The 24,981-nt window shown below is 65.5% G+C and carries 20 protein-coding genes; 12 read left to right on the top strand and 8 right to left on the bottom strand.

Going from position 1 to position 24,981, the window contains the following annotated elements; genetic code table 11:
* The first annotated feature begins 40 nt into the window (after nt 1-40).
* On the top strand, nt 41-2,374 hold the full coding sequence (locus tag NUW81_RS08950; protein WP_245112528.1) for a putative bifunctional diguanylate cyclase/phosphodiesterase: 2,334 nt from the start codon (nt 41-43) through the stop codon (nt 2,372-2,374).
* Nucleotides 2,375-2,393: 19 nt separating this feature from the next.
* On the opposite strand, the gene NUW81_RS08945 is transcribed toward NUW81_RS08950, so the two are convergent.
* Both NUW81_RS08945 and NUW81_RS08940 read right to left on the bottom strand, forming a co-directional pair.
* A complete protein-coding gene (locus tag NUW81_RS08945; protein WP_245112526.1) occupies nt 2,394-4,799 on the bottom strand; it encodes a PAS domain-containing protein in 2,406 nt (801 codons plus the stop codon).
* An 85-nt stretch (nt 4,800-4,884) separates the two neighbouring features.
* Complete coding sequence (locus NUW81_RS08940) at nt 4,885-6,510, bottom strand: DEAD/DEAH box helicase (protein ID WP_245112524.1); 1,626 nt, start codon at nt 6,508-6,510, stop codon at nt 4,885-4,887.
* 286 nt (nt 6,511-6,796) lie between these two features.
* Here NUW81_RS08940 and NUW81_RS08935 point away from each other — a divergent pair, with 286 nt between their 5' ends.
* The 4 genes from NUW81_RS08935 to NUW81_RS08920 all read left to right on the top strand — a co-directional run bounded on the left by NUW81_RS08935 (nt 6,797) and on the right by NUW81_RS08920 (nt 10,459).
* Entirely contained in the window at nt 6,797-7,690 is an 894-nt protein-coding gene (locus NUW81_RS08935; RefSeq protein WP_245112522.1) for a hypothetical protein, read from the top strand.
* 122 nt (nt 7,691-7,812) lie between these two features.
* Nucleotides 7,813-8,922 carry a DNA (cytosine-5-)-methyltransferase gene (gene dcm / locus NUW81_RS08930; protein ID WP_245112520.1) on the top strand — a complete coding sequence of 370 codons (1,110 nt, stop codon included), beginning with the start codon at nt 7,813-7,815 and terminating at the stop codon, nt 8,920-8,922.
* Nucleotides 8,915-9,370, top strand: a complete 456-nt coding sequence (locus NUW81_RS08925) for a very short patch repair endonuclease (protein WP_245112517.1) — start codon at nt 8,915-8,917, stop codon at nt 9,368-9,370. The genes dcm and NUW81_RS08925 overlap by 8 nt, the downstream gene beginning before the upstream one ends.
* A gap of 147 nt (nt 9,371-9,517) precedes the next feature.
* Entirely contained in the window at nt 9,518-10,459 is a 942-nt protein-coding gene (locus NUW81_RS08920; protein WP_245112513.1) for an HNH endonuclease, read from the top strand.
* Nucleotides 10,460-10,593: 134 nt separating this feature from the next.
* On the opposite strand, the gene lepA is transcribed toward NUW81_RS08920, so the two are convergent.
* Nucleotides 10,594-12,414 carry a translation elongation factor 4 gene (gene lepA, locus NUW81_RS08915; RefSeq protein ID WP_245112511.1) on the bottom strand — a complete coding sequence of 607 codons (1,821 nt, stop codon included), beginning with the start codon at nt 12,412-12,414 and terminating at the stop codon, nt 10,594-10,596.
* Between the two features lie 148 nt (nt 12,415-12,562).
* Here lepA and NUW81_RS08910 point away from each other — a divergent pair, with 148 nt between their 5' ends.
* Nucleotides 12,563-13,333, top strand: a complete 771-nt coding sequence (locus NUW81_RS08910; protein WP_245112508.1) for a DUF1206 domain-containing protein — start codon at nt 12,563-12,565, stop codon at nt 13,331-13,333.
* 98 nt (nt 13,334-13,431) lie between these two features.
* Nucleotides 13,432-16,269: a M16 family metallopeptidase gene (locus NUW81_RS08905; RefSeq protein ID WP_245112506.1), complete on the top strand. Its 2,838-nt coding sequence runs from the start codon at nt 13,432-13,434 to the stop codon at nt 16,267-16,269.
* 85 nt (nt 16,270-16,354) lie between these two features.
* Here NUW81_RS08905 and NUW81_RS08900 read toward each other — a convergent pair whose 3' ends face one another.
* From NUW81_RS08900 to NUW81_RS08885, 4 genes are all read right to left on the bottom strand, one after another.
* Nucleotides 16,355-17,416, bottom strand: coding sequence for a 5-(carboxyamino)imidazole ribonucleotide synthase (locus NUW81_RS08900; protein WP_245112504.1), 1,062 nt, complete (start codon nt 17,414-17,416; stop codon nt 16,355-16,357).
* Nucleotides 17,413-17,886 carry a 5-(carboxyamino)imidazole ribonucleotide mutase gene (gene purE / locus NUW81_RS08895; protein WP_260508492.1) on the bottom strand — a complete coding sequence of 158 codons (474 nt, stop codon included), beginning with the start codon at nt 17,884-17,886 and terminating at the stop codon, nt 17,413-17,415. The genes NUW81_RS08900 and purE overlap by 4 nt, the downstream gene beginning before the upstream one ends.
* Nucleotides 17,887-17,956: 70 nt before the next feature.
* Nucleotides 17,957-18,646, bottom strand: coding sequence for a 2,3-diphosphoglycerate-dependent phosphoglycerate mutase (gene gpmA, locus NUW81_RS08890; protein WP_245112502.1), 690 nt, complete (start codon nt 18,644-18,646; stop codon nt 17,957-17,959).
* Nucleotides 18,647-18,648: 2 nt separating this feature from the next.
* Entirely contained in the window at nt 18,649-19,794 is a 1,146-nt protein-coding gene (locus NUW81_RS08885) for a M14 family metallopeptidase (protein ID WP_245112500.1), read from the bottom strand.
* Nucleotides 19,795-19,972: 178 nt separating this feature from the next.
* Here NUW81_RS08885 and NUW81_RS08880 point away from each other — a divergent pair, with 178 nt between their 5' ends.
* Both NUW81_RS08880 and ykgO read left to right on the top strand, forming a co-directional pair.
* Nucleotides 19,973-21,616 carry a M20/M25/M40 family metallo-hydrolase gene (locus NUW81_RS08880; RefSeq protein ID WP_245112497.1) on the top strand — a complete coding sequence of 548 codons (1,644 nt, stop codon included), beginning with the start codon at nt 19,973-19,975 and terminating at the stop codon, nt 21,614-21,616.
* A 62-nt stretch (nt 21,617-21,678) separates the two neighbouring features.
* Nucleotides 21,679-21,804 (top strand): type B 50S ribosomal protein L36, encoded by a 126-nt coding sequence (gene ykgO / locus NUW81_RS08875; protein WP_006833921.1) that lies wholly within the window; start codon nt 21,679-21,681, stop codon nt 21,802-21,804.
* A gap of 82 nt (nt 21,805-21,886) precedes the next feature.
* On the opposite strand, the gene NUW81_RS08870 is transcribed toward ykgO, so the two are convergent.
* Nucleotides 21,887-22,786 carry a phosphoenolpyruvate carboxykinase (ATP) gene (locus NUW81_RS08870; protein ID WP_245112495.1) on the bottom strand — a complete coding sequence of 300 codons (900 nt, stop codon included), beginning with the start codon at nt 22,784-22,786 and terminating at the stop codon, nt 21,887-21,889.
* A gap of 25 nt (nt 22,787-22,811) precedes the next feature.
* On the opposite strand from NUW81_RS08870, the gene NUW81_RS08865 reads away from it, so the two are divergent.
* From NUW81_RS08865 to NUW81_RS08855, 3 genes are read left to right on the top strand one after another with little or no spacing between them, the layout of a single operon-like run.
* Nucleotides 22,812-23,105, top strand: a complete 294-nt coding sequence (locus NUW81_RS08865) for a PqqD family protein (protein WP_245112492.1) — start codon at nt 22,812-22,814, stop codon at nt 23,103-23,105.
* Nucleotides 23,102-24,760, top strand: coding sequence for an ATP-binding cassette domain-containing protein (locus NUW81_RS08860; protein ID WP_245112490.1), 1,659 nt, complete (start codon nt 23,102-23,104; stop codon nt 24,758-24,760). The genes NUW81_RS08865 and NUW81_RS08860 overlap by 4 nt, the downstream gene beginning before the upstream one ends.
* Nucleotides 24,761-24,806: 46 nt before the next feature.
* Nucleotides 24,807-24,953: a hypothetical protein gene (locus NUW81_RS08855; RefSeq protein WP_245112488.1), complete on the top strand. Its 147-nt coding sequence runs from the start codon at nt 24,807-24,809 to the stop codon at nt 24,951-24,953.
* The last annotated feature ends 28 nt before the right edge of the window (nt 24,954-24,981 follow it).

The raw sequence follows: 24,981 nt of genomic DNA, 5'->3' as shown, positions 1-24,981 counted from the left end.
CCTACGACTCACGCTCTCATCATAGGAGCGCGTGAGTCGAATGTATCAGGCACCCGACCGCTACAAACGCATGATTTCGGCAAAATTGCCTGACGGCGCCTCGCTCGGCGTCGCGCAGGGCGTGCATGACGACCAGGCCTCGACTCCCCTGCGCGACGTGCAGCTGATCAGCCGTGCCCAGCTCGCGCCCTTCTTCGCCGCCGCCAACATCCTCGCCGCGCTCCTGTTCGCCGCCTCGATGCATAGCTCGATCGAGGTCGTCCTGATGGGCGGCTGGATCCTCGGCGTGGCGGTCATCAATGTCCTCATGACCATGCTCGCGCGTCGCCAGGCAATCACCCATATCGGCCGCTCGGGCCGCCGCGTGCCGCACTGGCTGATGATCTCCGACGTCGCGCTGCGCGCCGCCGTCTGGCTGAGCCTGCCGATGATGGTGTTCGCAGGCCTCGGCCCGTCGGACCAGATCATCGCCGCCTCCGTCATCGCCGGCCTCGGCGTCGCGGCCCTCGGCCTCGTCGCCGTGCCGACTGCCGCCATGACGTGGATGACGGTCTTCGTCACCGCCTTGTGCGTCAATCTCTTCATCGGCCGCGACACCGTGCCGTTCGAGCATATGGTCGCGATCATCTTCGTCATCGGCGTGGCCATGGCAGGCGTCATGACCGTCGCGCGCTGGGCCTTCCACCAGCTCAAGACCAACGCCGACGTCGGCTCGCAGTCCGAGAGCGCCTCGCTCCTCCTCCAGGAATATGAAAAGCGCGGTGTCGGCTGGCTGTGGCAGGTCGACGAGGAAAACCGCGTCACCTACCTGTCCAGCCGCATGGTCGCGCTCATCGGGCGCCCCTCCTCGGCGATCATCGGCCATTCGCTCCCCGCCCTGCTCGGCGGGCAGAAGGAATTCGGCGAGGTCCTCTACGACCACAAGCCCTTCCAGAATCTCGAGATGCAGCTCGATACCCAGCGCGGCGGGCGCTGGATCAGCCTCGCGGGCGATCCCATCATCGACCATGCCGGCCGCTTTGCCGGCTTCCGCGGCGTGGGCTCGGACATCACCGAGGTGCGCCAGCAGCAGGAACGCCTCACCCACCTCGCCAATGTCGACGTGCTGTCGGGGCTGCCCAACCGTGGTCGCGTGCGCCAGCTCGCGGGCGAGGCGCTGCGCAATGCGACCAGCTCCAATGTCCCTTGCGCAATCATGTTCCTCGACCTCGACGGCTTCAAGCCGGTCAACGACACCTTCGGCCACCCCAAGGGCGATGCCGTTCTCCAGGCGGTCGCCAAGCGCCTCGTCGACGAGGTTGGCGACATGGGCCATGTCGGGCGCATGGGCGGCGACGAATTCGCCATCATCATCAAGGACGCGCAGAGCCGGAAGGGCGTGCAGGCGCTAGCCGACCGCATCATCACCTCGGTCGCCGAACCCTATATGATCGACCAGATCGAGATCCGCATCGGCGTCTCGATCGGCTGCGCCTTCGGTCCCATCGACGGCGCCACCGTCGACGACCTCATCCTCAAGGCCGACCTTGCGCTCTACGAAGCCAAGAATGCCGGTCGCGGCGTGGCCAAATATTTCTCCTCGGAACTGATGAGCGAGCAGGAGGACCGCGTCCGCCTCGAGAGCGACCTTCGCGCCGCCATCGCGTCGAAGCAGTTCCACCTCCTCTACCAGCCGCTCGTCTCGGCCAAGGACCAGAAGCTCATCGGCTTCGAGGCGCTCATCCGCTGGAACCACCCCAAGCGCGGCCTCGTGCCCCCGCCGGTCTTCATCCCGATCGCCGAAGAGTGCGGCCTGATGATGGAAATCGGCCAGTGGGTCATCGAGGAGGCCTGCAAGACGCTGTCGCAATGGCCCGAACCGATCACCGTCGCGGTCAACGTCAGCCCCAAGCAGATCCAGATGCCCTCGCTGCCCCAGCTCGTCAGCCAGGCGCTGGCGCGTCACAAGGTGCCGGGCAACCGCCTCGAACTCGAGGTCACCGAGGGCGTCTTCCTCGGCAACAATTCGGCCACGCTCGAAATCCTCCAGCGCCTGCGCCAGCTCGGCGTCGGCATCGCATTGGACGATTTCGGCACCGGCTATTCCTCGATCGGCTATCTGAACAAGGCGGTCTTCCACAAGCTGAAGATCGACGGCAGCTTCGTGCGCGAAGCCGGCACCCGCGAGGAAAATGTCGCGATCATCAAGTCGATCGTCCAGCTCGCCAAGTCGTTCCGCATGAACGTCACCGCCGAGGGCGTCGAGACGGCCGAGGATTTCGAGCGCATGCGCAGCCTCGGTGTCGACACCATCCAGGGCTATCTCTTCGGCCGCCCGCTCACCTACGAGCGCGCCAACCAGATGGTCGTCGGCCTGTCGCGCAAGGCGGGCTAACGACCCGCCATTGCCCCGCTCAGTCGGTCAGGAGCCGGCACAGCGCTTCCTCGAGCGCATCGGGCGAGAAGGGTTTGACGAGGATCGGCGCCTCGGGCGCGACCGCGCGGATGGCGTCGGTCTCGCTATAGCCCGACATGAAGAGGATGGGCTGGTCGGGATGGCGCTCGAGCAGCCTTGCCGCGACCTCGGCCCCCGACAGGCCGGGCATGGCGAAATCGATCAGCGCGATGTCGGGCCGCACCTTGCGGAACACATCGAGCCCCTGCGCCCCGTCGGCGGCGCGGCTGACCTTGGCGCCAAGGTCCTCCAGCGTCTGCGAGACGAAAGCACGCACATCGCTGTCATCATCGATGACGAGGATCGACCGGCCCTCGATGTTTTCGGCGCAGTGCCGTGCCGCCGCGACCGCATCGCCGCTGTCTGCCTCCGCCTCCGCGAGCCTGAAGTAGAGCCGCACGGTGGTACCCTTCCCGAGCGTGCTGTCGATGCGCGCACTGCCGCCTGACTGGCGCACCATCCCATAGACCATCGACAGGCCGAGCCCCGTGCCCTTGCCCACTTCCTTGGTGGTGAAGAAGGGCTCGAATGCCTTCTGGAGCGTGCGCGGTGCCATGCCGCTGCCGCTGTCCGACACGCTGAGCTCGAGATAATCGCCGGCCGGCAGGTCGTCGCCGCCCTCGCGATGCACGCGCCGTGTTTCGACCACCAGCCGACCGCCGCGCTCCATCGCGTCGCGCGCGTTGATCGCCAGGTTGAGCAGCGCCACCTCGAGCTGCGTCAGGTCGGCGAGGATCCGTTCGCCCCCGTCCTCGACCTTCCATTGCACCTCGTAGCGCCCGCCCATCGCATTGGCGATCAACGGCCCGACTTCGCGCTTCATGTCGGCGATCCGCACCGGGCGGACCTCCAGTTTCTGGGTACGGCTGAAGGACAGGAGCTGGCCGGTCAGCCGTGCCCCGCGCTGCGCGGCGGCGAGCGCATTGTCGGCATAGCGCTTGAGCTTTTCGTCCTCGACCCGCTTGGAAATGAGATCGAGCCCGCCGAGCACGACGGTCAGGAGGTTGTTGAAGTCATGCGCGATGCCGCCCGTAAGCTGGCCGAGCGCTTCCATCTTCTGCGACTGGCGCAGCTGGCTCTCGGCGGCCTTGAGCGCGCTCACGTCGCGCGCCTCGCCGACCAGATATTGCGGCCGCCCCTCCTCGTCCCGAACCGGGCGGATCGACAGGAGGTGGGTGGCATATTCGGTCTCGAGGTCGAGGTCGATCTCGGCGCGTCCCTCATGCCCCCGCGCGGCCCGCTCGATGAGCTTTCGCATCACCGCCGCATTGGCGGGGTGGTCGGCCACCGGCGGCAATTCCCACGCCTTCTTGCCCGACAGCACCGCTTCCTCGCCGAGCACCGAGCGCGCGGCACGATTCATGTCGAGATAGCAGCCCTTGAGATCGATCAGCGCGACCATGTCGAGCGTGTCGAAAACGGCGCGAAAGCGCATCTCGCTCGAGGCCAGTTCGCCGCGCTTGTCGGCGACCTCGCGGCGCAGCCGGCTCTCGGCTTCCTTGGCCGCGGTGACGTCGCTGGCAGTGCCGATATAGCCATCGACGCGCTCCTCGGCATCGATCCGCGGCTGCACCTGCACCGCGAGATAGCGATAGACCCCGTCATGGCGCCGGATCCGCGGACAGAAGGAGAAGGCCCTGCCCGCCTTCAGGCCCTCGACCAGCGCCTCGCGGGTCGCTTGGGCATCGTCGGGATGGACAAGATCGACCCAGTCGATCTCGGCGGCAGCCTCGCGCGGCAGACCGAGGAAGTCGGCATAGGCCTGGTTGATGAATTCGCGCGTGCCGTCCTGCCCCGCGACCCAGATCGGCACGGGCGCTGAATCGGCGATGCGGCGGAAGCGGTCCTCGCTTTCGCGCAGCGCGCGTTCGGCACCGCGCTGGCCGGTGATGTCGCTGATGATGAGGATGAGGCCGAGCACCGTCCCGTCGCTGCCGACATGGGGGATATATTCGGCCTCGGTGACCAGGTCGCCCTTGCTCGGATGGCTATATTCGGCGGCATAGAACTGGTTCTCGCCAGCCAGCGCCTTCTTGAGCATGGGCTCGCGCGCGGCATAGCTTTCGGGGCCCATCATGTCGGCGATGCGCCTCCCGATCATCGCTTCGCGACTGCGGTTCAGCCAGTCGGCGAGCGGCTGGTTGACGAAGCGGTAGCGCAGCTCGGTATCGCAATAAGCGATCATCACGGGCAGCGCGTCGGCCAGCGCCACGACGCTGTCGAAGTCGACGCGATCGGGCAGGTTGGCAAGGAGGAGGCGGAGCTCGCGACCGATGTTGTGGGTGCGTGTCAGCCCGTCCCGTGCATCACGGCCCGGCGCATCCCCTTCCCCCGAAGGCAAAGAGGGCGACTCGTGTTCCCCCATTCGCTCCATAGGGGAAGCTTAACCGCAATTAACGATCAGGCAATAGAGGGGGAGATCGCCTCCCCCCCTTTTGCTACGTCAAAAGTCAGGCCGGGGCGCCGCGGCGCTGCGGACGGCCCTTGCGCTGGGGCCCGCGCGGACCGCGTTTATCGCCATTTTCCGCGCTTCCCGCGAACTTGCCGCGCGGCGGGCCGTTGCGGCGCTGCTGTCCCGCCTTGGGACCGCGACGCTCGCCGCCCTCGCCGCCTTCATGGCGTTCGCGGCGCTGGAAACCCTCGCCGCCGCGCTGCTGGCCCTGCCCGCGACGCTCGTCGCGCTGGCCGCCGGCCTCGTTGTTGAAGCGTTTCTTGGGACCGCGACGCTCGCCGCCCTCGCCGCTCTCGCGGCGCTCGAACCCGCCGGCACCGCCGTGACGGGGCTTGACCTTGTGGCCACCGGTGCGCGGACGGCGCTGGTGCGGCGGACGGCTGTTGACGCCGTCCCCCTCATCCTCGCCCGTCGGCGTCCAGCGCCCCTGCGTCTCCCCGCGCGAGACCGGCTTGGGCAGCGCGCCAGCCTGCTGGTTGAAATTGTCGGGCAGGCGCGCGGGGTTGAGCTTCACGCCGGTGAGCCGCTCGATGTCGCGCAGATAGGCCTTTTCATCAGGCGCGCAGAAGCTGATCGCCTCGCCTTCGCGCCCCGCACGCGCGGTACGGCCGATACGGTGGACATATTGCTCGGGCACGTTGGGCAGCTCGAAGTTGAAGACGTGGCTCACGCCCGGCACGTCGATGCCGCGCGCGGCGATGTCGGTCGCCACGAGGATGCGCAGCTTGCCTTCACGAAAGCCGTTCAAGGCAGCGGTGCGCTGGCCCTGGCTCTTGTTGCCGTGGATCGCGGCCGCCTCGATGCCCGCCCCGACGAGATGCCGCACGACACGGTCGGCGCCATGCTTGGTGCGGGTGAAGACGAGCGCGCGGTCGATCGAATTGTCGCGCAGGCCGTCACGGATGCGCAGCGTCAACAGCGCCTGCTTCTCGCGCTGGTCGATGAAGGTGACCGACTGGTCGATCCGCTCGGCGGTGGTCGACGGCGGGGTCACCTCGACCTTCACCGGATCGGAGATGAACTGGCGCCCCAGGTCGGCGATCGCCTTGGGCATGGTCGCCGAGAAGAAGAGCGACTGGCGCTCCTTGGGCAGCATGCGCGCAATCTGCTGGAGCGGCTTGATGAAGCCGAGGTCCATCATCTGGTCGGCCTCGTCGAGCACGAAGATCTCGACATTGCGCAGCGTCAGCGCGCGCCGGTCGATAAGGTCGAGGAGACGCCCCGGGGTGGCGACGAGGATGTCCGTGCCGCCAGTGAGCCCGCGCGCCTGCGCAGTGATCGGCTTGCCGCCGAAGACCACGTGCGTCTTGAGGCCCGTGCCCTTCGAATAGCCCTTGATCGAGGTGGCGATCTGCGCGGCGAGCTCACGCGTCGGCGAGAGCACCAGCATGCGGCACGAGGCCGGCTGGCGCATCACGAAGCCGCGCTCGAGGAGGCGGTGAATGGACGGCAGCGAAAAGGCCGCCGTCTTGCCCGTGCCCGTCTGCGCGATCCCCATGAGGTCGCGGCCTTCGAGAAGCGACGGGATCGCCTGCTCCTGGATCGGGGTCGGGGTCGAATAATTCTGTTCCTGCAAGGCGCGCAGGATCGGCTTGGCGAGGCCAAGCTTGGCAAAAAAGCTCATGGATGTTCTTTCAAATAAAGAGCGGCGCGAGCGTGCACGCATGCACCGCTCACGCAGCAGGGTTGGCTTGCGATGCGACCCTGCGTGAAAAGAGAAGCTCTAGGAGAGTGAAGGGCGCCGGTTCCCGGATACGGGACGTCACGCTGCGCCGATATGTGCTGTGGCCCCTATACGGATCCGTTCCTGAACGCAACCGAAACCGCTTTGGGTGCCCACGACGCCGTGCCCTGTCCTACAGCGCACCCCTTGCGATAAAGTGGCAGGCGCCAGTCCCCGGAGCCGCCTTATGCCAGACCAGCCCCTTATTCCCGTCCTGTGCGATCTCTGCCGCGCCCGCGGCGCCGCCGGCGATGATCGCTTCGCCGAGCTTGCCGAGCTCCTCGCCTTCACCCCCGTGCCGGTAAAGAGCCACGCCAACACCTGGACCGGGGAGCATCAGCGCGCCTTCATCGCCGCGCTCGCCACCACCGGCAACGTCCGCCCCGCCGCCCGCGCCATCGGCCGCTGGCCCAACGGCGCCGAGCGCCTGCGCAAGCACCCCAAGGGCCGCAGCTTCGCCGAGGCCTGGGACAATGCGCTCGACCTCTACCGCGAACGCGAACTCGCCCTCCTCAAGGACAATCTCGAGGACCTCGCCGCCGAACATGACGAACAGCGCGAGGCCCGCCGCAGCGCGATCCTCCCCCGCAAGGCGAGAGGCCGCCCGCCCAAGGTCGACTTCACCGACCACCACGGCCCCGACGCCGAACAGGTCGCCGCCGCCCGCGCCGCGATCCTCGAACGCCTGCAGCGCCTCGCCGCCGAACACACGCAGGACGAGCGCGCGAAGATCATGGACGACCCCGACAAGCGCGCCGCCTGGGAAGTGCTCTACGGTAAGGTCGACTGGGAGGCGGTGCGCGAGCAAGCCGCCCGCGATGCGGCGTGGAGAGCCAGCACTTCGGGCGAGCGATCCACCCCCGACACCCCGCCCCTCCCCGTCCTCGCGGCGGAAGAAGCGGAGGAGCCGGCGCCCGAAACCCCCACCGACCCCAACGCCAGCGCCACCATCGAGCAGGCCCAGGCCAAGACCCGCCTCGGCGAGCGCCACCCCAAGGACTATCGCGACGTGACGCGAGAGGAGCTGATCGCGCGAGGGTTCGAGCAGGGGCCCGGGGGGATGATGATCAAGCGGTTGTGAGGGGGGCGAAGTCATAGCACAATAGTCGCCAATTCGGGGCGGAATTCGAGAACAAAACGTGGACGATATTGCATTGCCGATATAGGCATGGCAGTCGTAAACGACCGAAAGAAAGTCGAATTATGAAGCTGTCCGAGGCGCTAGCCCAACCCAAACCCGATTTTGGAAAAGGCCGGAATTTCCGGTTCATCGACCTGTTTGCCGGCATAGGTGGGATGCGTATTCCGTTCGATGAACTCGGCGGTCATTGCGTTTTCAGTTCGGAATGGGACAAATTTGCCCAACGGACTTACGAACGCAATTTCGGTCATTTGCCGGAGGGAGATATCTCCCAAATTTCCGCCAAGAAGATTGGCGCGCACGACCTCCTCTTGGCGGGCTTTCCCTGCCAGGCGTTTTCCAACGCAGGGCTGAAGCAGGGATTCATGGATACGCGAGGGACCATGTTCTTCGAAATCCAGAGAATATTGGCCGAGCACCGTCCAGCCATGTTCCTGCTCGAGAATGTAAAACAGCTTCGTGGACATGACAAAGGCCGCACGCTCGAAACAATCCTTTCGATCCTGCGGGGGGACTCCGACGTAGCAGTGCCCGATGAAATCCCTATGTCGCTCGAAGCGCGAAAATCGCTATCCAAGCGCCTTGATTATTCTGTCGGTTTTAAGGTCATCGGAGCCACGGAATTTGGCGTACCGCAGAACCGCGAGAGAATTTATATTGTCGGGTTCGACAGAAGTCAGTTCGGTGAAGTCGATTTCGATACGTTTTTTGATGGTCTTGAGGGGCGGGAAGATGTCTCCCTTTTAGCGCATGCTCTGGAGCCACAAGGAAGCAATTCTGTCACGGGCTATACGATCAGTGATCGTCTCTGGGACGGGCTGCAGAGACGGATGGCGAGACACGAGGCCAAAGGTAATGGCTTTGGCCATAAGGTGTTCAGCCATGACGCGCCGTACTGCAATACGATTACATCGCGCTATTATAAGGATGGTCGCGAAATCCTGATCGATCAAAGCACTCTTGGCCGCAACCCCCGCCGACTGACCCCGAGGGAATGCGCGCGCATTCAAGGTTTTCCCGAATGGTTCGAGCTGGATGCCTGTTCAGATACACAACTCTATCGACAGTTCGGCAATTCGGTTTCGGTCCCTGTCATCAGGGCCCTGGCACAGGCTATGGTCTCGCAGCTAGGTAAAGCCCAAGCAATAACTGATCAAACAGCTCTTGGCTGATATCGTCTCGCCACAAAAACGTAGCGAAATGATGTCCGGAATCAAAAACCGGAATACCAAGCCAGAGTTGATTGTCCGGAGCGTATTGCATCGATCAGGGTTTCGATTTCGGCTAAACAAGAAAATTCTCGATACTCGGCCGGACATTGTGCTCCCGAAGTGGAACGCGGCTATTTTTGTCCACGGATGCTTCTGGCATGGCCATGAAGCGTGCCACCTATATCGCCTTCCGAAATCGAATACCGACTTTTGGGCAGATAAGGTGGAGGCCAACAAGCAGCGAGATGCCAAACACATCGCTATCCTAACCGCCGCAGACTGGCGCGTATTGACAGTGTGGGAGTGCGCGCTGAAGGGACGGAAACAACTTCCCCGATTAACCCTCGCACAACGACTTATCGCCTCAATCCGACGCAAAACAGAAGATTTCGACATTCGAGGCGTCTGATCCACATAAGTTTTGATATTTTTTCATCGTCAATTCATATGCTTATACTGGATCGACCCGAGTTCCCCTGCATTTACCCGACCGGCCGGTTGAATTGTCCGGTTTGCCGGTTATGTATATCCGTATTGGATGCAAAGGAGGGTGATCATGCCTCGAATGACGACAGAACAGTTGACTGCTTTTGGTGCGGAAAACGGTGCGATCTCGAAAATCACTGTGAGGGAGGCCACGCGAGACCGAAGTGTTACTTTGGATAGGTTTGAGAAAAGCGTTCTTTTTACGCGTTACCACGAAGGTAGTTTTGCGCGTAGGGGAGGTGCCGCGCCAGATGGGAAATCCGAATACAAAAATTTTCTTGTGAACCCTCACCTCGTAGGAAATCCCTCCTTGGAGTCTTTGCGGATCTTGCTGCCCAAACAGACTGGGAGCGAATTGCGTCTATATGGCACGAATTCGATTATCGATCTAAAGGCGGATGAGCTGTTCTACATCTTCACTAGAAAGGGTGAGCCGAACCCGTTTGTCGGTACGATCACGCCCTCTTCCCTTGCAACCCTACGGAATGCGAAGCGCGCAGATGTCGTGAACGACAAGGAACGCTATGTCTTCGATGACGAGAGCGAGGATGCAACTTTTCAGCAGGCAATCGAGGATGCCGCCGCAAAAAAGCCCGTGAAATTTTCCGGTGAGAGGTATCCAAGGGATCCGAAGATCGCACTGGCGGCAATCCGACAGGCTGGTTTTCGATGCGAGGCGGAGGTCGACGGAGAGCGACACGCAACCTTCACCTCGGCGGTCTCAGGTGAGCCCTTCGTAGAAGCTCACCATCTCGTACCCCTATCGACTCAAGCCTCGCACGATCCAACACTGGATTCTCAAGCAAACATTGTTGCCCTCTGCCCGACCTGCCATCGAAAACTGCACCATGCCGCCACTCACGAACGCCTTGAACTTCTGCTTCGCCTGTTCGGCGCCAGGTCGGCAAAATTGCAGGCTTTGGGCCTGAAGATTACTCAAGCTGATCTGGTCGAAGCCTACGGGATTGACACTGCGGAATTGCTCCGCCTGCTCGACAATGCAAGCGGGTAGTCGGACGATATCGACGGCAGGGCGGCCTGCCGTCGTCGAACGGGTTCGGCTATGCCGACCCGCCGGCCGATCAGGATCGCCTCTCGACAGAAGGCACGATTGCTCGCGCAATCGCCGCCTTCTGCTCGGCGATCCTAGCCCTCATCCCCCATCTTGAGCGCGGCGATGAAGGCTTCCTGCGGGATCGAGACGTTGCCATATTCGCGCATCTTCGCCTTGCCCTTCTTCTGCTTCTCGAGGAGCTTGCGTTTGCGCGTGGCGTCGCCGCCATAGCACTTCGCCGTCACGTCCTTGCGCATCGCGCTGATCGTCTCGCGGGCGATGACCTTGCCGCCGATCGCGGCCTGGACGGGGATCTTGAACAAGTGCCTCGGGATGAGGTCCTTCAACCGTTCGCACATGCCGCGGCCGCGGCTCTCGGCGGTCGAGCGGTGGACGATCATCGAGAGCGCATCGACCGCTTCTTCGTTGACGAGGATGCTCATCTTCACGAGGTCGCCCTCGCGGTTGCCGATCTGCTCGTAATCGAAGCTCGCATAGCCCTGTGAGATCGACTTCAGCCGGTCGTAAAAATCGAACACCACCTCGTTGAGCGGCAGTTCGTAGACCACCTGCGCGCGCCCGCCGACATAGGTCAGGTCCTTCTGGATCCCGCGCCGGTCCTGGCACAGCTTGAGGATCCCGCCCAGATATTCGTCAGGGGTGTAGATGGTCGCCTTGATCCACGGCTCCTCGATGCTCTCGATCCGGTTCACATCAGGATAGTCCGCCGGATTGTGCAGCTCGATCGTCTGCGCATCCTCGGTCTTCGAGTGCGACAGGTGCATCGTATAGACGACGCTCGGCGCGGTCGTGATGAGGTCGAGGTCATATTCGCGGGTCAACCGCTCCTGGATGATCTCGAGGTGGAGGAGACCGAGAAAGCCGCAGCGGAAGCCGAAGCCGAGCGCCGCCGATGTCTCCATCTCGAAGCTGAAGCTCGCATCGTTGAGGCGCAGCTTGTGGAGGCTCTCGCGCAGCTTCTCGAAGTCCGCCGCATCGACGGGGAAGAGCCCGCAGAACACCACCGGCTGCACTTCCTTGAAGCCCGGCAGCGGCTTGTCGGTCGGGTTCTTCACCGTGGTGATCGTGTCGCCGACCGCGGTCTGGCTGACTTCCTTGATCTGCGCGGTGATGAAGCCGATCTCGCCCGCCTCGAGGCTTTCGAGTTCGACCCTCTTGGGGGTGAAGCAGCCGACGCGGTCGATGAGATGCTCGGTGCCCGCCTGCATGAACTTGATCTTCTGCCCGCGCTTCAGGCTGCCCTCGACCACGCGCACGAGGATGACGACCCCGAGATAGGGGTCGTACCAGCTATCGACGAGCATGGCCTTGAGCGGCGCATCGCGGTCGCCGCTCGGGTGCGGGATCTTGTCGACGATCGCCTGCAGGATGTCCTCGATGCCGATGCCCGACTTGGCGCTCGCCTCGACCGCGTCCGAACTGTCGAGCCCGATGACTTCCTCGATCTCGAGCTTGACCTTCTCGGGGTCGGCGGCGGGCAGGTCGATCTTGTTGATGACGGGTACGATCTCGTGATCGTGCTCGATCGACTGGTAGACGTTGGCGAGCGTCTGCGCCTCGACGCCCTGCGCCGCGTCGACGACCAGCAGCGCGCCTTCGCAGGCGGCAAGGCTGCGCGAGACTTCATAGGCGAAGTCGACGTGGCCGGGCGTGTCCATGAGGTTGAGCTCATAGGTCTCGCCGTCGGCCGCCTGCCAGTTGAGGCGCACCGTCTGCGACTTGATGGTGATCCCGCGCTCCTGCTCGATCTCCATATTGTCGAGCACCTGCTGCTTCATCTCGCGTTCGGTCAGCCCGCCCGTGACCTGGATGAGCCGGTCGGCAAGCGTCGACTTGCCATGATCGATATGCGCGATGATGCTGAAATTACGGATTTTTTCGAGATCGGCCATGTGATTCTTCTGAAAGCTGAAGGGCCGGCGGATGTTCCACGGCCATATTGGCACGCCAGCTAGCAGCGATTGGCGCGCCTGTCAGCACTTTCGGAACCGTCACGGCCTGCCGCTCGTCTCCTCGTGGATAACAGGGAGTTTCATGCGCATGGTCACCACGTCGAGTCTCGAATCCACCGCTTCCAGCCTAGAGAACTGGACCCGCGTCGGCTATGTCGCGCGCGGCCTCATCTACATCCTCCTCGGCTATGTTGCGCTATCCGCCAGCGCGCCCGACAGCTCGTCCGAGCTGTTCAAGCAGGTCGAGGAACTGCCCGCGGGGACCGTCCTCCTGTGGATCATCATGATCGGGGCCTTCGGATACGGGCTGTGGAAGATCTTCGATGCGGTGAAGAACCTCGAGGGCTTTGACGACGATGCCAAGGGCAAGGCCAAGCGCTTCTTCTATATCGTCGGCGGGGTCGGCTACTGGATCCTCGCCTTCCTCGCCGCCAAGACCGTCTTCGGGTCGGGCGGCTCGGGCGACGGCACCGAGGAAGCCGCCGCCATGGCGCCCGACTGGCTGCTGCTCGCCACCGGCGCGGGCATCCTCATCGCCGGCGTCTACCAGATCAAGAAGGGCGTCACGCGCGACTTCCTGCGCGGCCTCGCGGCGGGCACCCCGCCCTTTGTCGGCTGGCTCGGGCTGGCCGGCCATCTGGCCCGCGGGATCGTCTTCATCGTCTCGGGCTGGGCCGTCATCCAGGCAACCGGCAATGCCGATGCGGCCAAGGGCCTGCCCGGCGCGCTCGCCAGCCTCAAGGACATGGGCACGGTCTTCACGCTCCTGTGCATCGGCCTCATCCTGTTCGGCATCTTCAGCCTCATCGAGGCGCGCTACCGGATCATTCCCAACGAGGATTTGCGTCCGGGTCGTTAGGAGGGCGTTCACCGCCGTCTGCAGAGTGCCGTATTGCGGTTGCCGGAAACGGGGTGCATGAACGCGGGCGTAACGACGTCAATCTCCCGGAGAAGTTCATGTCCCGTCTGCCCATGACCGCGCTGCTGCTCGCCAGCGGATCGCTGCTTGCTGCCTGCTCGACCACCGACACGATGGCGGTGGCCACGCCCGCCGCGACCGCGGCGCAAGCCGACCCCGTCGCCGAGCTCGCGAGCCAGGTCAGCATCCCGCACGAGACCTTCCAGCTCGACAACGGCCTCACCGTCATCGTCCATGAGGACCGCAAGGCGCCGATCGTCGCGGCCAGCGTCTGGTACAATGTCGGCTCGAAGGACGAGCCCGAGGGCAAGACCGGTTTCGCCCACCTGTTCGAACATCTCATGTTCAACGGCTCGGAAAACCTGCCGGGCGACTATTTCACCTACACCGAGGAAATCGGTGCCACCAACCTGAACGGCACCACCAGCTTCGACCGCACCAACTATTTCCAGAACGTGCCGACCGGCGCCCTCGAGCGCGTCCTGTTCATGGAAAGCGATCGCATGGGCTACCTGCTCGGCGCGGTGACGCAGGAAAAGCTCGATAACCAGCGCGGCGTCGTCCAGAACGAGAAGCGCCAGCGCGACAACCAGCCGGGCGGCCTCGTCTGGTACGAGGTGTTCGAACGCCTGTTCGGGCCGGATCACCCCTACGGCCACCTGCCGATCGGCTCGATGGCCGACCTCGACAGCGCCAGCCTCGGCGACGTCCAGCAGTGGTTCATCGACAATTACGGCCCCAACAATGCCGTCCTCGTCCTTGCCGGCGATGTCGATGTCGAGACCGCCAGGCCGCTCGTCGAGAAATATTTCGGCGCCATCGAGCGCGGTCCCCAGCTGACGCCCGCGATGGCCGAGGTGCCCACCTTCGATGCGCCCCGTCGCCATGTCATGTACGACAATGTCTCGCGCCCGCGGGTCATCAAGAACTGGGCCATGCCGGGCCTGCAGGACGATGACCGCTATGCGCTCTACATCGCCTCCTCGATCCTCGGCGGCCTGTCGTCGAGCCGCCTCGATGCCGAGCTGGTGCGCGGCAAGGAAATCGCCAACTTCGCCTACTCCTCCTATTCGCCCAACCACCGCGTCGGCTTTTTCCAGCTCGGCGGCGAGGCCAAGGAAGGAACCGAGATCGAGGCGCTCGAACTCAACCTCCAGTCGGTGATGACCGATTTCGTCATCAACGGCCCGACGCAGGAAGAAGTCGACCGCGCGGTCACCAACTATCTCGCCGGCCAGGTCCGCGGGCTCGAATCCGTCGGCGGTTTCGGCGGCAAGGCCAACACGCTGGCCGAGGGCCTGCTCTACAATGGCGACAGCGACCAATATTCCGAAGACCTCGCCGCACTGGCTGCGCTGACGCCGGCCGATGTGCAGGCCGCCGCTGCCAAGTGGCTGTCGCGCCCCTCGCTCACCATCACGCTGATGCCGGGCGAACGCCAGGGCTATGAGGAAGCGCAGGGCGCCACCGGCCCGCAGCCGGAAAGCGCCGTTGCCGCCGATTACGAGATCACACCGCGCGAAAAGCCGCCGGTCTACCCGACCGCCGCGCTCGACTTCCCCGATGTGGAAACCACCACGCTGTCGAACGGCGCGACCGTCTATTACGCCATGCGCGATACCGTGCCGGTGACCAACATGATCGTCGAATTCGACGCCGGCAGCGCTGCCGACCCGATGGACAAGCGCGGCCTGGCCTCGATGACCACCAGCCTGCTCGACGAGGGCGCCGGTGGCATGGACGCGCAGGAAATCGCCGAGAAGACCGAATCGCTCGGTGCCAACATCGGCTTCGGATCGAGCCTCGATGAAACCACCGCGAGCATGAGCGCGCTGTCGGTCAATCTCGACCAGACGCTCGACCTGTTCGGCACCATGCTGCGCCAGCCCGACTTCGAGGCTGACGCGATCGAGCGCGTGCGCAGCCAGACGCTGGCCAACCGCGCCCGCTCGCTGAAGAGCCCCAACGGGCTCATCGCCGACACGCTCCCCGCCATCATCTATGGTGAGGCCGATCCCTATGGCGGCAGCCCCTATGGCGACGTCGCGGCGATCAACAGCATCGATGCCGGCGACCTCACCGCCTTCCACCAGGCCTATATCCGTCCCGACAATATGGAGATCTACGTGACCTCCAACCTGTCGCTGGCCGAGGTCAAGGCCGCGCTCGAGGCCGAGCTCGGGGACTGGCAGGCGCCCGCCACCGCGGCCGGCGCGAAGGTCTTTCCCGACCGCCCGGTGCGTCCCGACGAACCGGTCGTGATCCTGCTCGACCGTCCGGACTCGCCGCAGTCGATCATCGCCGGCGCGCAGCTCCTGCCGATCGACCCGAAGGCCGACCTCGTCGACCTCAATGCCGCCAACGAAGCGCTCGGGGGCAACTTCCTCAGCCGCATCAACATGGACCTGCGCGAAACCAAGGGCTGGTCCTACGGTGTGCGCGGCTCGGTGACCCGCACCGACAATGACGTGCGCTACGGCTTCTCGGCACCGGTCCAGGCCGACCGCACCGCCGACAGCCTCAAGGCGCTGCAGGACCAGACGGTCGACTTCCTGACCGCCAACGGCCTTTCGGAAGAGGAAATCACCCGCATCAAGGCCTCGAACATCGCCTCGCTGCCCGGGGCCTTCGAGACCTCGACCTCGGTGCTCGGCGGCATCCGCAACAATGTCGAGCTCGGCCGTCCGATGGACTATTACGAGACGCTGCCCGCCAAATATGAGGCGCAGACCCGCGAGAGCCTCGACCAGGCGATCCGCGCGGTCATCGACCCCGAGGACTTCATCTGGGTCATCGTCGGCGATGCCGATGTCGTCGCGCCGCAGCTCGATGCCGCGGGCGTGACCTACGAAACCCGCGCCTTCGACGGCGAATAAGCCGCCAGGGCCCGAAAGAAAGGGGCGCGTCACCCAGGCGGGTGGCGCGCCCCTTTTCCATTTGGACTAGGAGAACGTGGGCGCCTCAGCCGAGGCGGGTAACGTGCCCCATCTTGCGGCCCGGGCGGGCTTCCTTCTTGCCATAGAGGTGGAGGTGCGCGCCGGGTTCGGCGAGCAGCTCGGCCCACAGGTCGACATCGCTGCCGATGAGATTGTCCATCGTCACGCGCGGGCTGACCAGCGCCGGGTCGCCCAGCGGCAGGTCGGCGATGCAGCGGAGGTGCTGCTCGAACTGGCTGCACTGCGAACCCTCGATGGTCCAGTGCCCGCTATTGTGCACACGCGGCGCGATCTCGTTGACGAGCGGGCCTTCGGCAGTGGCGAAGAATTCGACCGCCATCACGCCGATATGGCCGAGTTCCTGCGCCAGCCTGCAGGCGATGGCGACGGCTTCCTCGACCTGCTCCTCGACCGGCTCGCCCGCGGGCACTTCGGAGCGCCGGAGGATACCGCCGTCATGGATGTTGCGCGGTGCGTTCCACACGGCGAGCGTGTCGTCGGCGCGGCGCGCGACGAGGATCGAGAATTCGGCGGCGAAGTCGACCGCGGCCTCGGCGACCGCCGGCTCGCGCCCGATCGCTTCCCACGCGTCCATCAGCTGGCCCTTCTCGCGGACCCACGCCTGCCCCTTGCCGTCATAGCCAAGGCGCCGCGACTTGAGGACGAGCGGAAAGCCGATCGCCTCCTCAAGTCCGTCGAGGTCGCTCGTCTCGCTGACGGGACGCCAGTTGGCGACCGTGCCACCATGTTCCTCGATGAAGCGCTTTTCCGCCGCGCGGTCCTGCGCGATGGCGAGGCTGCGCGTGCCGGGACGCAGCTTGTCCCCCATCGCCTCCAGCGGCGCGACGGGCAAATTCTCGAATTCGTAGGTGACGACGTCGCACTCGTTGGCAAAGGCCGCCAGCGCATCCGAATTCTGATAGTCGGCGCACACGTAGAGCGAGGCGCTCTCGCTCGCCGGCGGCGCGGGATCGGGCGCGTAGACGTGGGTGCGATACCCCATGCGCTGGGCGGCGAGGCAGAGCATGCGACCGAGCTGCCCCCCGCCGACGATACCGATGGTCGATCCGGGCGGCAGCGGAGTCATTGCGGGGTCTCCCCGACCTTTTCGGTCTGCGCCTTGCGCCAGTCGTCGAGCTTTGTCGCCAGGCCATCGTCGTTCACCGCCAGCTGGGCGACCGCGAAGAGCGCCGCATTGGCCGCCCCCGCCTCGCCGATGGCGAAGGTGGCCACCGGCACGCCCGCGGGCATCTGGACGATCGACAGCAGGCTGTCCTGCCCCGACAGCGCTTTCGAGCGCACCGGCACGCCGAGCACCGGCACCGGCGTCAGCGCGGCGACCATGCCGGGCAGATGCGCGGCGCCGCCGGCGCCCGCGATGATCGCGTGCAGTCCGCGCTCCCGCGCGCTCTTCGCATAATCGTAGAGACGGTCGGGCGTGCGATGCGCCGAGACGATCTTCACTTCATGGTCCACGCCGAATTCCTCGAGGATCGCGGCGGCGCGCGCCATCGTCTCCCAGTCGGACTGGCTCCCCATGATGATGCCGACTTTCACGCGTTCATTCCCCCGTTTGCCGAAATGTCGTGGACTTCACTTAGGCCACACGGGGCCCGCCTTCAACGGCTCAGGCCTCGTCGAGATAGCGCCGCTCGCCCGGCTGCATGCCATCGTCGAATTCGTAGATGATCGGGCGCCCCGTCGGGATCTCGAGCCCCGTGATGTCATCGTCCGAAATGCCCGACAGATGCTTGACCAGCGCGCGAAGGCTGTTGCCGTGCGCCGAGACGATGACCGTCTCGCCCGCCTCGAGATGGGGGCGGATGTTCGCCTCGTAATATGGCAGCACGCGCGCGATCGTGTCCTTGAGGCTCTCGGTCGCGGGGACGTCGACACCGGTATAGCGAGGATCATCGTCCATCCGGTACTTGTCGTCTTCCTCCTGCGCGGGCGGCGGCTCGTCGAAGCTGCGGCGCCAGATGTGGACCTGCTCGTCGCCCACCTTGTCGCGCATCTCCTGCTTGTTCATGCCGGTGAGCCCGCCATAGTGGCGCTCGTTCAAATGCCAGTCCTTGGTCACGGGGATCCACAGCCGCCCCAGCGAATGGAGCGCGAGGTGCAGCGTGCGGATGGCGCGGGTCTGCATCGAGGTGAAGGCGCGGGTCGGGGCGATGCCCTTCTCCTTCATCACCTCGCCCGCATTGCGGGCCTCGGCGACTCCCTTGTCGGTGAGGTCGACGTCCCACCAGCCGGTGAAGCGGTTCTCGAGGTTCCACTGCGACTGGCCGTGGCGGACGAGGATCAGCTTGGCACCCATGCTTATTTCCCCTTGCCGCGATAGGCCTTGAGGTCGGGCAGCATCTGGTTGAGGCTCGAAAGGCAGGCCTCGGCCAGATATTTGCACCGCTCGGTCGACCAGCCGTAGACGGGATCGGGCAGGTCGTCATTGTCCTTGAAGGGCATTTCCAGCGTCATCGACACCGCACCGAAGCGCTCGGCGACCTGCGTGGTCGACATGCTGAGGTTCGCTTCACCCGGCTTGGAGACCTCATAACCCTTCTGCTCCTGGAAGTCGGGCGAATTGGTCACCAGCGTCGAACTGAATTTCTTGAACAGGCCATACTGCTCGTCGGTGATGCTCTTAATCCCCTCGAAGCCCGCGAGGAAGTTGGCCGGAATGGCCTCGTCGCCATGCACGTCCATCGCGAAGTCGACGCCGGTCTCGTCCATGCGGTTGCGCACGTAGAGAACCTCGGGGCTCTTCTCCGCGGTCGGATTGTCCCATTCGCGGTTGAGGTTGGTGCCGACCGCATTGGTGCGAAGGTGCCCGCGCTTGGACCCGTCGGGGTTCATGTTGGGCACGATGTGGAAGGTGCACTGCTTCAAGAGGTTGCGGCTGACCGGATCGTCGGGATCGGTGAGCTTCTCGAGCGCGCCTTCCATCCACCATTCGGCCATGCTCTCGCCCGGATGCTGGCGCGCATAGAGCCAGACGACGAGATCGCCCTCGCCCATCACGAAATAGTCGAGGTCCTGCCCGTCGATCGTCTTGCCGAGGCTGCGATATTCGACATCGGGCAGCGCCGCGACGGTCGCGACGAGATCGAGGTGCCGGTCCATCGAATAGGGCACGAAATAAGCGAGATAGACGCAGTCGGTATCGGGCACGAGGCGGATCGTCAGCGTGCCGTCCTCGTAGGAGGTCGCCTTGACGCGGGTCCAGTCCTCGCGGTCGATGCTCATCAGCGCTTCATAGCCGGGCCAGCCGTCGACATAGGCCGCGCCGCCCGCATTGGTGATGGCGAGCTCGACCTCGCGCCCCGCACCGCCGACCAGCTTGAAGTGGAACCACTGGTAGAAGTCCGACTGGTGATCCTTGACGATCTCCAGTTCGAGGCGGTCGCCCTGCTGGGAGACAAGGCGGATGTTGCCGCTGTCGAAGGCGCTGGTCACGGATAGGGTCATGAAGCTCTTTCGCTGCTATTCTCTTGGTTGCCGCCCTCTCTAGGCAAGGCGGCGCGGAAGGAAAAGCCCGTCCGTCGAGCTTGCTCGGCCCGTCTCCTCGTCGAAAAAGGCTCGCCATCGCACGCGGGCCCGTTACGCTTCTCCGCCAAACGCCCATTTAACGATCGGAACGGATCCCGTGCCCAGTCTCCCGCTTCTCCTCACCGCAGGCCTCGCGCTTGCCGCCGAAACCCCCGCGACCTCGCTCGACAGCGCCCCGCGCGCCGATGCCGACCAGGTCCGCGCCCATGTCGAATATCTCGCCGACGACCTGCTCGAAGGCCGCCAGTCGGGAACCCGCGGCTATGACCTCGCCGCGCTCTACGTGGTCAGCGAGTTCCGCGCGATTGGCCTCGAGCCCGGCGGCCCCGACGGCAGCTGGTACCAGGACGTCCCCTTCATTCGCGCTCGCCTCACCGGCACCGAAGCAGTCGCGACGGTGAATGGCACCGCCACCGCGCTGGCCGATGAAGACTATGTCATCACCGCCAATGCGCGCGGCGAAGAGGTGGCGGTCGATGCCGATGTCGTCTTCGTCGGCTACGGCCTCGACGAGCCGCTGCTCGGCCATGACGATTATGCGGGCAAGGACGTCACGGGCAAGATCGTGATCGCCATTGGCGGCCTGCCGGAGGGAATCGAAGGCGATGTCGCCGCGCATTTGTCATCGGCCAAGGCCAAGACTGCCGCAGCCAATGGCGCGGTCGGCTTCTTCGAAATCAGCCGCGCCGATGACGCCCGCGCCCGCAACTTCATCGGCTATCTTCGCAAGAACCCCAAGGTCGACTGGATCGCCCCCGACGGCAGCCCCGGCTCGCTCCCCGGCGCGCTGCAGCTGAGCGGCATCCTCACCAAGGCAGGCGCCGAGGCCGTGCTCGGTACCGACCTCACCGATCATGTCGAAGCCGCCCGCAATGGCGGCGCCGTTGCCGCGGTCGCGACCGACGCCAGCCTCGCCGCCAGCGTCAGCTCGGCCCACGAGGCCTTCACCAGCCCCAATGTCATCGCCCGCCTGCCCGGTAGCGATCCCGAGCTTGCAGACGAACATGTCATCATGTCCGCCCACCTCGATCATGTCGGGGTCAAGCCCGAGACGCGCGGCGAGGACAAGATCTTCAACGGTGCGCTCGACAATGCCGCTGGCATCGCCACCATGCTCGAGGCCGCGCGCCTGTTCACGCTCGCCGACAAGGCCCCGCCGCGCAGCGTCACCTTCATCGCCCTCTCGGCCGAGGAAATGGGCCTGCTCGGCGCCTATTATTATGCCGCCCACCCGACCGTGCCGACCGACAGGATCGTCGCCAACGTCAATCTCGACATGCCCGTGCCGCTCTACGACTTCACCGATGTCGTCGCCTTCGGGGCACAATATAACAGCGTCGCCGAGAAGGTCGCCGATGCGGGCGCCAGCCTCGGCATCACCGTCTCGTCCGACCCCATGCCCGAACAGAATATCTTCGTGCGCTCGGACCATTATGCCTTCGCGCAAGAGGGCGTGCCCGCCATCCTCCTCTTCACCGGCTATGCCAATGGCGGCGAGGAGCAGTGGGGCGCCTTCTTCGCCGAGCGCTACCACCAGGCGGGCGATGACCTGTCGCAGCCGCTGCAATGGGACGCGCTCGCCAAATATGCCGATCTCAACTATCGCATCGCCGAAACCATTGCGGCGGACGAGGAACGCCCGCTCTGGTATGCAGGCACCTTCTTCGGCGACCGCTTCGCGCCGGGCGATGCGCGCGCGACACGTCCGGCCGCGCTTGACTCCGCCAGCGTCAACCCCTAGGTGGCGCTCAGACTTTTCGGCTCCCGAAAAACAGAATCACTTTATCTGCAAGGTTTTGCGACATGAAGATCCGTAACTCGTTGAAATCGCTGAAGTCGCGTCACCGCGATTGCCGCGTCATCCGTCGTCGCGGTCGCACCTATGTGATCAACAAGACCAACCGCCGCTTCAAGGCGCGCCAGGGCTAAGCCTCCGGCGCCTGCCCAAGCGCAGGTCTTGAGACAGCATTGAACGCCTCCGAGCTTTCGGGGGCGTTTTTTGCTGTTCGCGCTACAGCGCCGTGTCGAGATGCGCCTTCAGCCGGCGCGCATTGTCGACCGCCTCGTCGAGGCGGAACGGCCGCGCGAAAGCGAAGGTCGCGCAATCATTGGCCAGCCGCATCGCCTGCACGAAGCGGCGGTCGTCATCGGCCAGTTCCTCGCCGATCGCGGGACGGAACAGGTTGTCGAGCATCGCCAGCGCGGCTTCCTGCCCGCGGATCGGGGTGATGGCGAACTCCCCCTGGTCGAGCCGGTAGAGCCGTGACAGCCGGAAGCGGTCCTGCCACGGCGCCGAGCGGTCGAGCGGCAGCTGGTACTTGTCGATGTCGGGCGCCACCTTGGGCAGCCCCTCGAGGCTGATGCCCAGCGCGTCGGCGCCCACCGGCCCGAGCTTGATCCGCGGGATGCCGGGTCGCACCCACGCGCCCTCCCCGTCGAACTGGATCGCCAGCAAATCGTCGCACAGCGGCCGCAGCCCCGCCTGCCGGAGGCTCGCCGCCAGCGTCGACTTGCCCGCCCCGCTGTCGCCGAGGAAGGCCGCCGCGTCGCCCTCGCCGAATGCCACCGCATTGGCATGGACGGTAAGCATCCCGCGCTGGAGCAACAGCGCGCCCATCACCGAACCGAGCAACCACACCCGCACCATCGCCTCGGGCGTCTCCTCGGGCGCGGTCACATGGATCTCGCGCCCCTCGCGCACGCGGTAGCGGATGCCGTGGAGTTCGAAGGCGACCGTGCCGTCCTCCTCCACCCGCCAGTCGGTCTCGAGGTCGGGCTCGAGCGCAGCATCGCGGCCGAAGCGGATGACGACATCCGCCTCCCCCTCGGCGGCATATAGCTCGGGCAGCGGCAATTCGCTTGCAAAGTGCAGCCCGAAGGCGCCGTGACCGTGCATCCTCTTGCCCTCCATCTGGGGGCGGCTTACCCCAACGGGCATGGCAAAGGCACCCCCCCTGACCCCCGAAACGCGCATCCGGCGCAACGAGACCATCCCGACCGGCCGCGTCGATGGCGAATTGATGGCGCTCGACCCGCGCGCGGGCGACGTCTTCGGGCTCGACCCCATCGCCACCCTCCTGTGGGACCGGATCGGCGGGGGCACGACCGTGGCCGCGCTGGTCGAGGCGATGGTCGCCGACCATGACGTCAGCCCCGAGCAGTGCCTCGCCGACATCCTGCCCTTCCTCGAACAGGCCCGCGAGGCCGGACTGGTGATCGTCGAGGCATGACGCGCGAGGCCCGCGCCCTCCTTGCCGACCTGCGCGCCCGCGAAGGCGCACGGCTGGACCGGCTCGTCGCGGTGTCGCTCGTCGCCGCGCTCGCCGAGGGCGCAGGGCTCCTCCTCCTCGTTCCCGTCCTCGCCAGCGCGAGCGAGGCGGGTCGCGGCGCATTGCCAGACTGGCTCCCCGCGCTTCCGGGCACGGGCACGCTGCTCCTCCTTTTCCTCCTCGTCATGACCCTGCGCGCGCTGCTGGTCGAATGGCGCGGGCGGCTGCGCACCCGCCTTGCGCAGGGCTATCCGGCCGGGTTGCGCGAAGCCGTCGCGGACGCGCTGCTGCGCATCGGCTGGCGCGAGGCCGAGCTGCTCGGCCCCGCCCGCCTCCAGCGCCTCCTCCAGCATGACGTGACGCGCAGCGCCACTGCCGCCGCTTATGTCGAGCAGGTCATCGTCACCGCTTTCATCATCGGGGTGCAGGGCGCGATCGCGCTCTTCCTCTCGCCCGCGCTCACCCTGACCGCCGTTGCGCTGGCGCTGGCCAGCATGGCGGTCGGCCTTCCTTTCCTGCGCGCCAGCCAGCGCGCTGCCGTCGGCCTCACGACGCTGAGCGGTCTCAGCGTGGACGAAGCCCACCGCCTGCGCGCCGGCCTCAAGGCCGCGCTCGCCGAGGGGCGCACCAGCGCCTTCCTCGACCGTTATGCCGCGCGCCTCGCCGCCGAGCGCGACGCCTATGTCGCCATCGACGACGGCCAGATCCGCGCCGCCACCGTCGCCCAGCTGGTCGCCGCCGCCAGCCTCGTCGCCCTGCTTTACGCCGGCCTCTTCCTGTTCGACCTCGCGCCCGCGCTCCTCATCCTCCTCGTCATCCTCTTCGCGCGCCTCTATGCGCCACTGCGCGCGCTGCTCGACGCGTGGCAGGGGATCGCGGTCAATGCGCCGGGTTTCGCAGAGCTGTCCGCCCTCCTTGCCCAAGCCAGCGCCGCTCCCGCCCCCGTACCGCTTTCGGGCGACGCGCCCGCCGACTGGCGCCGCCTCGAGGCAAGCGGCCTTGTCGCGGGCATCGCCGACGGTATTGCCACCGCGCCCGTCGACCTCGCGCTGGAACGCGGCAGCTGGACCGCGCTCGTCGCCCCCTCGGGCACGGGCAAGTCGCTCGTCCTCGATACGATCGCGGGGCTCGTCCCGCCGCTTGGCGGCAGCATCACCCTCGACGGCCAGTTGGTCGACCTCACGCGCCATGACGGTTGGGCCGCGGGCCTCGCCTATGTCGGGCAGGACGACCTCCTTCTCGGGGACACGCCGCGTGCCATGCTCGGCCTCGACGCGGGCGCCCCGGACGCAAGGGTAGATGCATTGCTCGACGCGCTCGGCCTCTCGGCCCTGCGCAGCCGCTTCGGCCCCGCGCTCGATCGCCCGCTCGGCGAACATGGCGCCACCCTCTCGGGCGGCGAACGGCAACGGCTCGCGCTGGCCCGCGCGCTGTTGCGCCGCCCACGCCTCCTCATCCTCGACGAGGCCACCGCCGCGCTCGACCTCGAGGCCGAGGCCGCGCTCGTCGCCAACATCCGCCGGATGGCCCCCGATCTCACCGCGCTGATGGTCTCCCACCGCCCGCAGAGCCAGGCGCTCGCGGACCGCATCGTGACGCTCAACAGACAGGTTTAACGGATCGTCAAGCATCACTGTTTAAACAGAACGGTGCCGATTCGATATGACCGAAACCGTCACCCCCAAAGCGCCCTGGATGGCGCCCAAGCTCGCCCGCCTCGAGGCGAAGAGCGCCCGCATGCCCGGCAACGGGCCTTCGGCGGAGGGCTGCTCGGGCAAGATCGGCAAGTCGCGGCTCTGCGGCAGCTGAGCCCGCGCGATCCCGTTAATTTAACGCT

The sequence above is a fragment of the Sphingomicrobium aestuariivivum genome (genome assembly GCF_024721585.1).
GTDB classification, from domain to species: domain Bacteria; phylum Pseudomonadota; class Alphaproteobacteria; order Sphingomonadales; family Sphingomonadaceae; genus Sphingomicrobium; species Sphingomicrobium aestuariivivum.
Note: the sequence above shows the minus strand (reverse complement) of the source record. Positions and strands in the feature narration are given on the sequence as shown.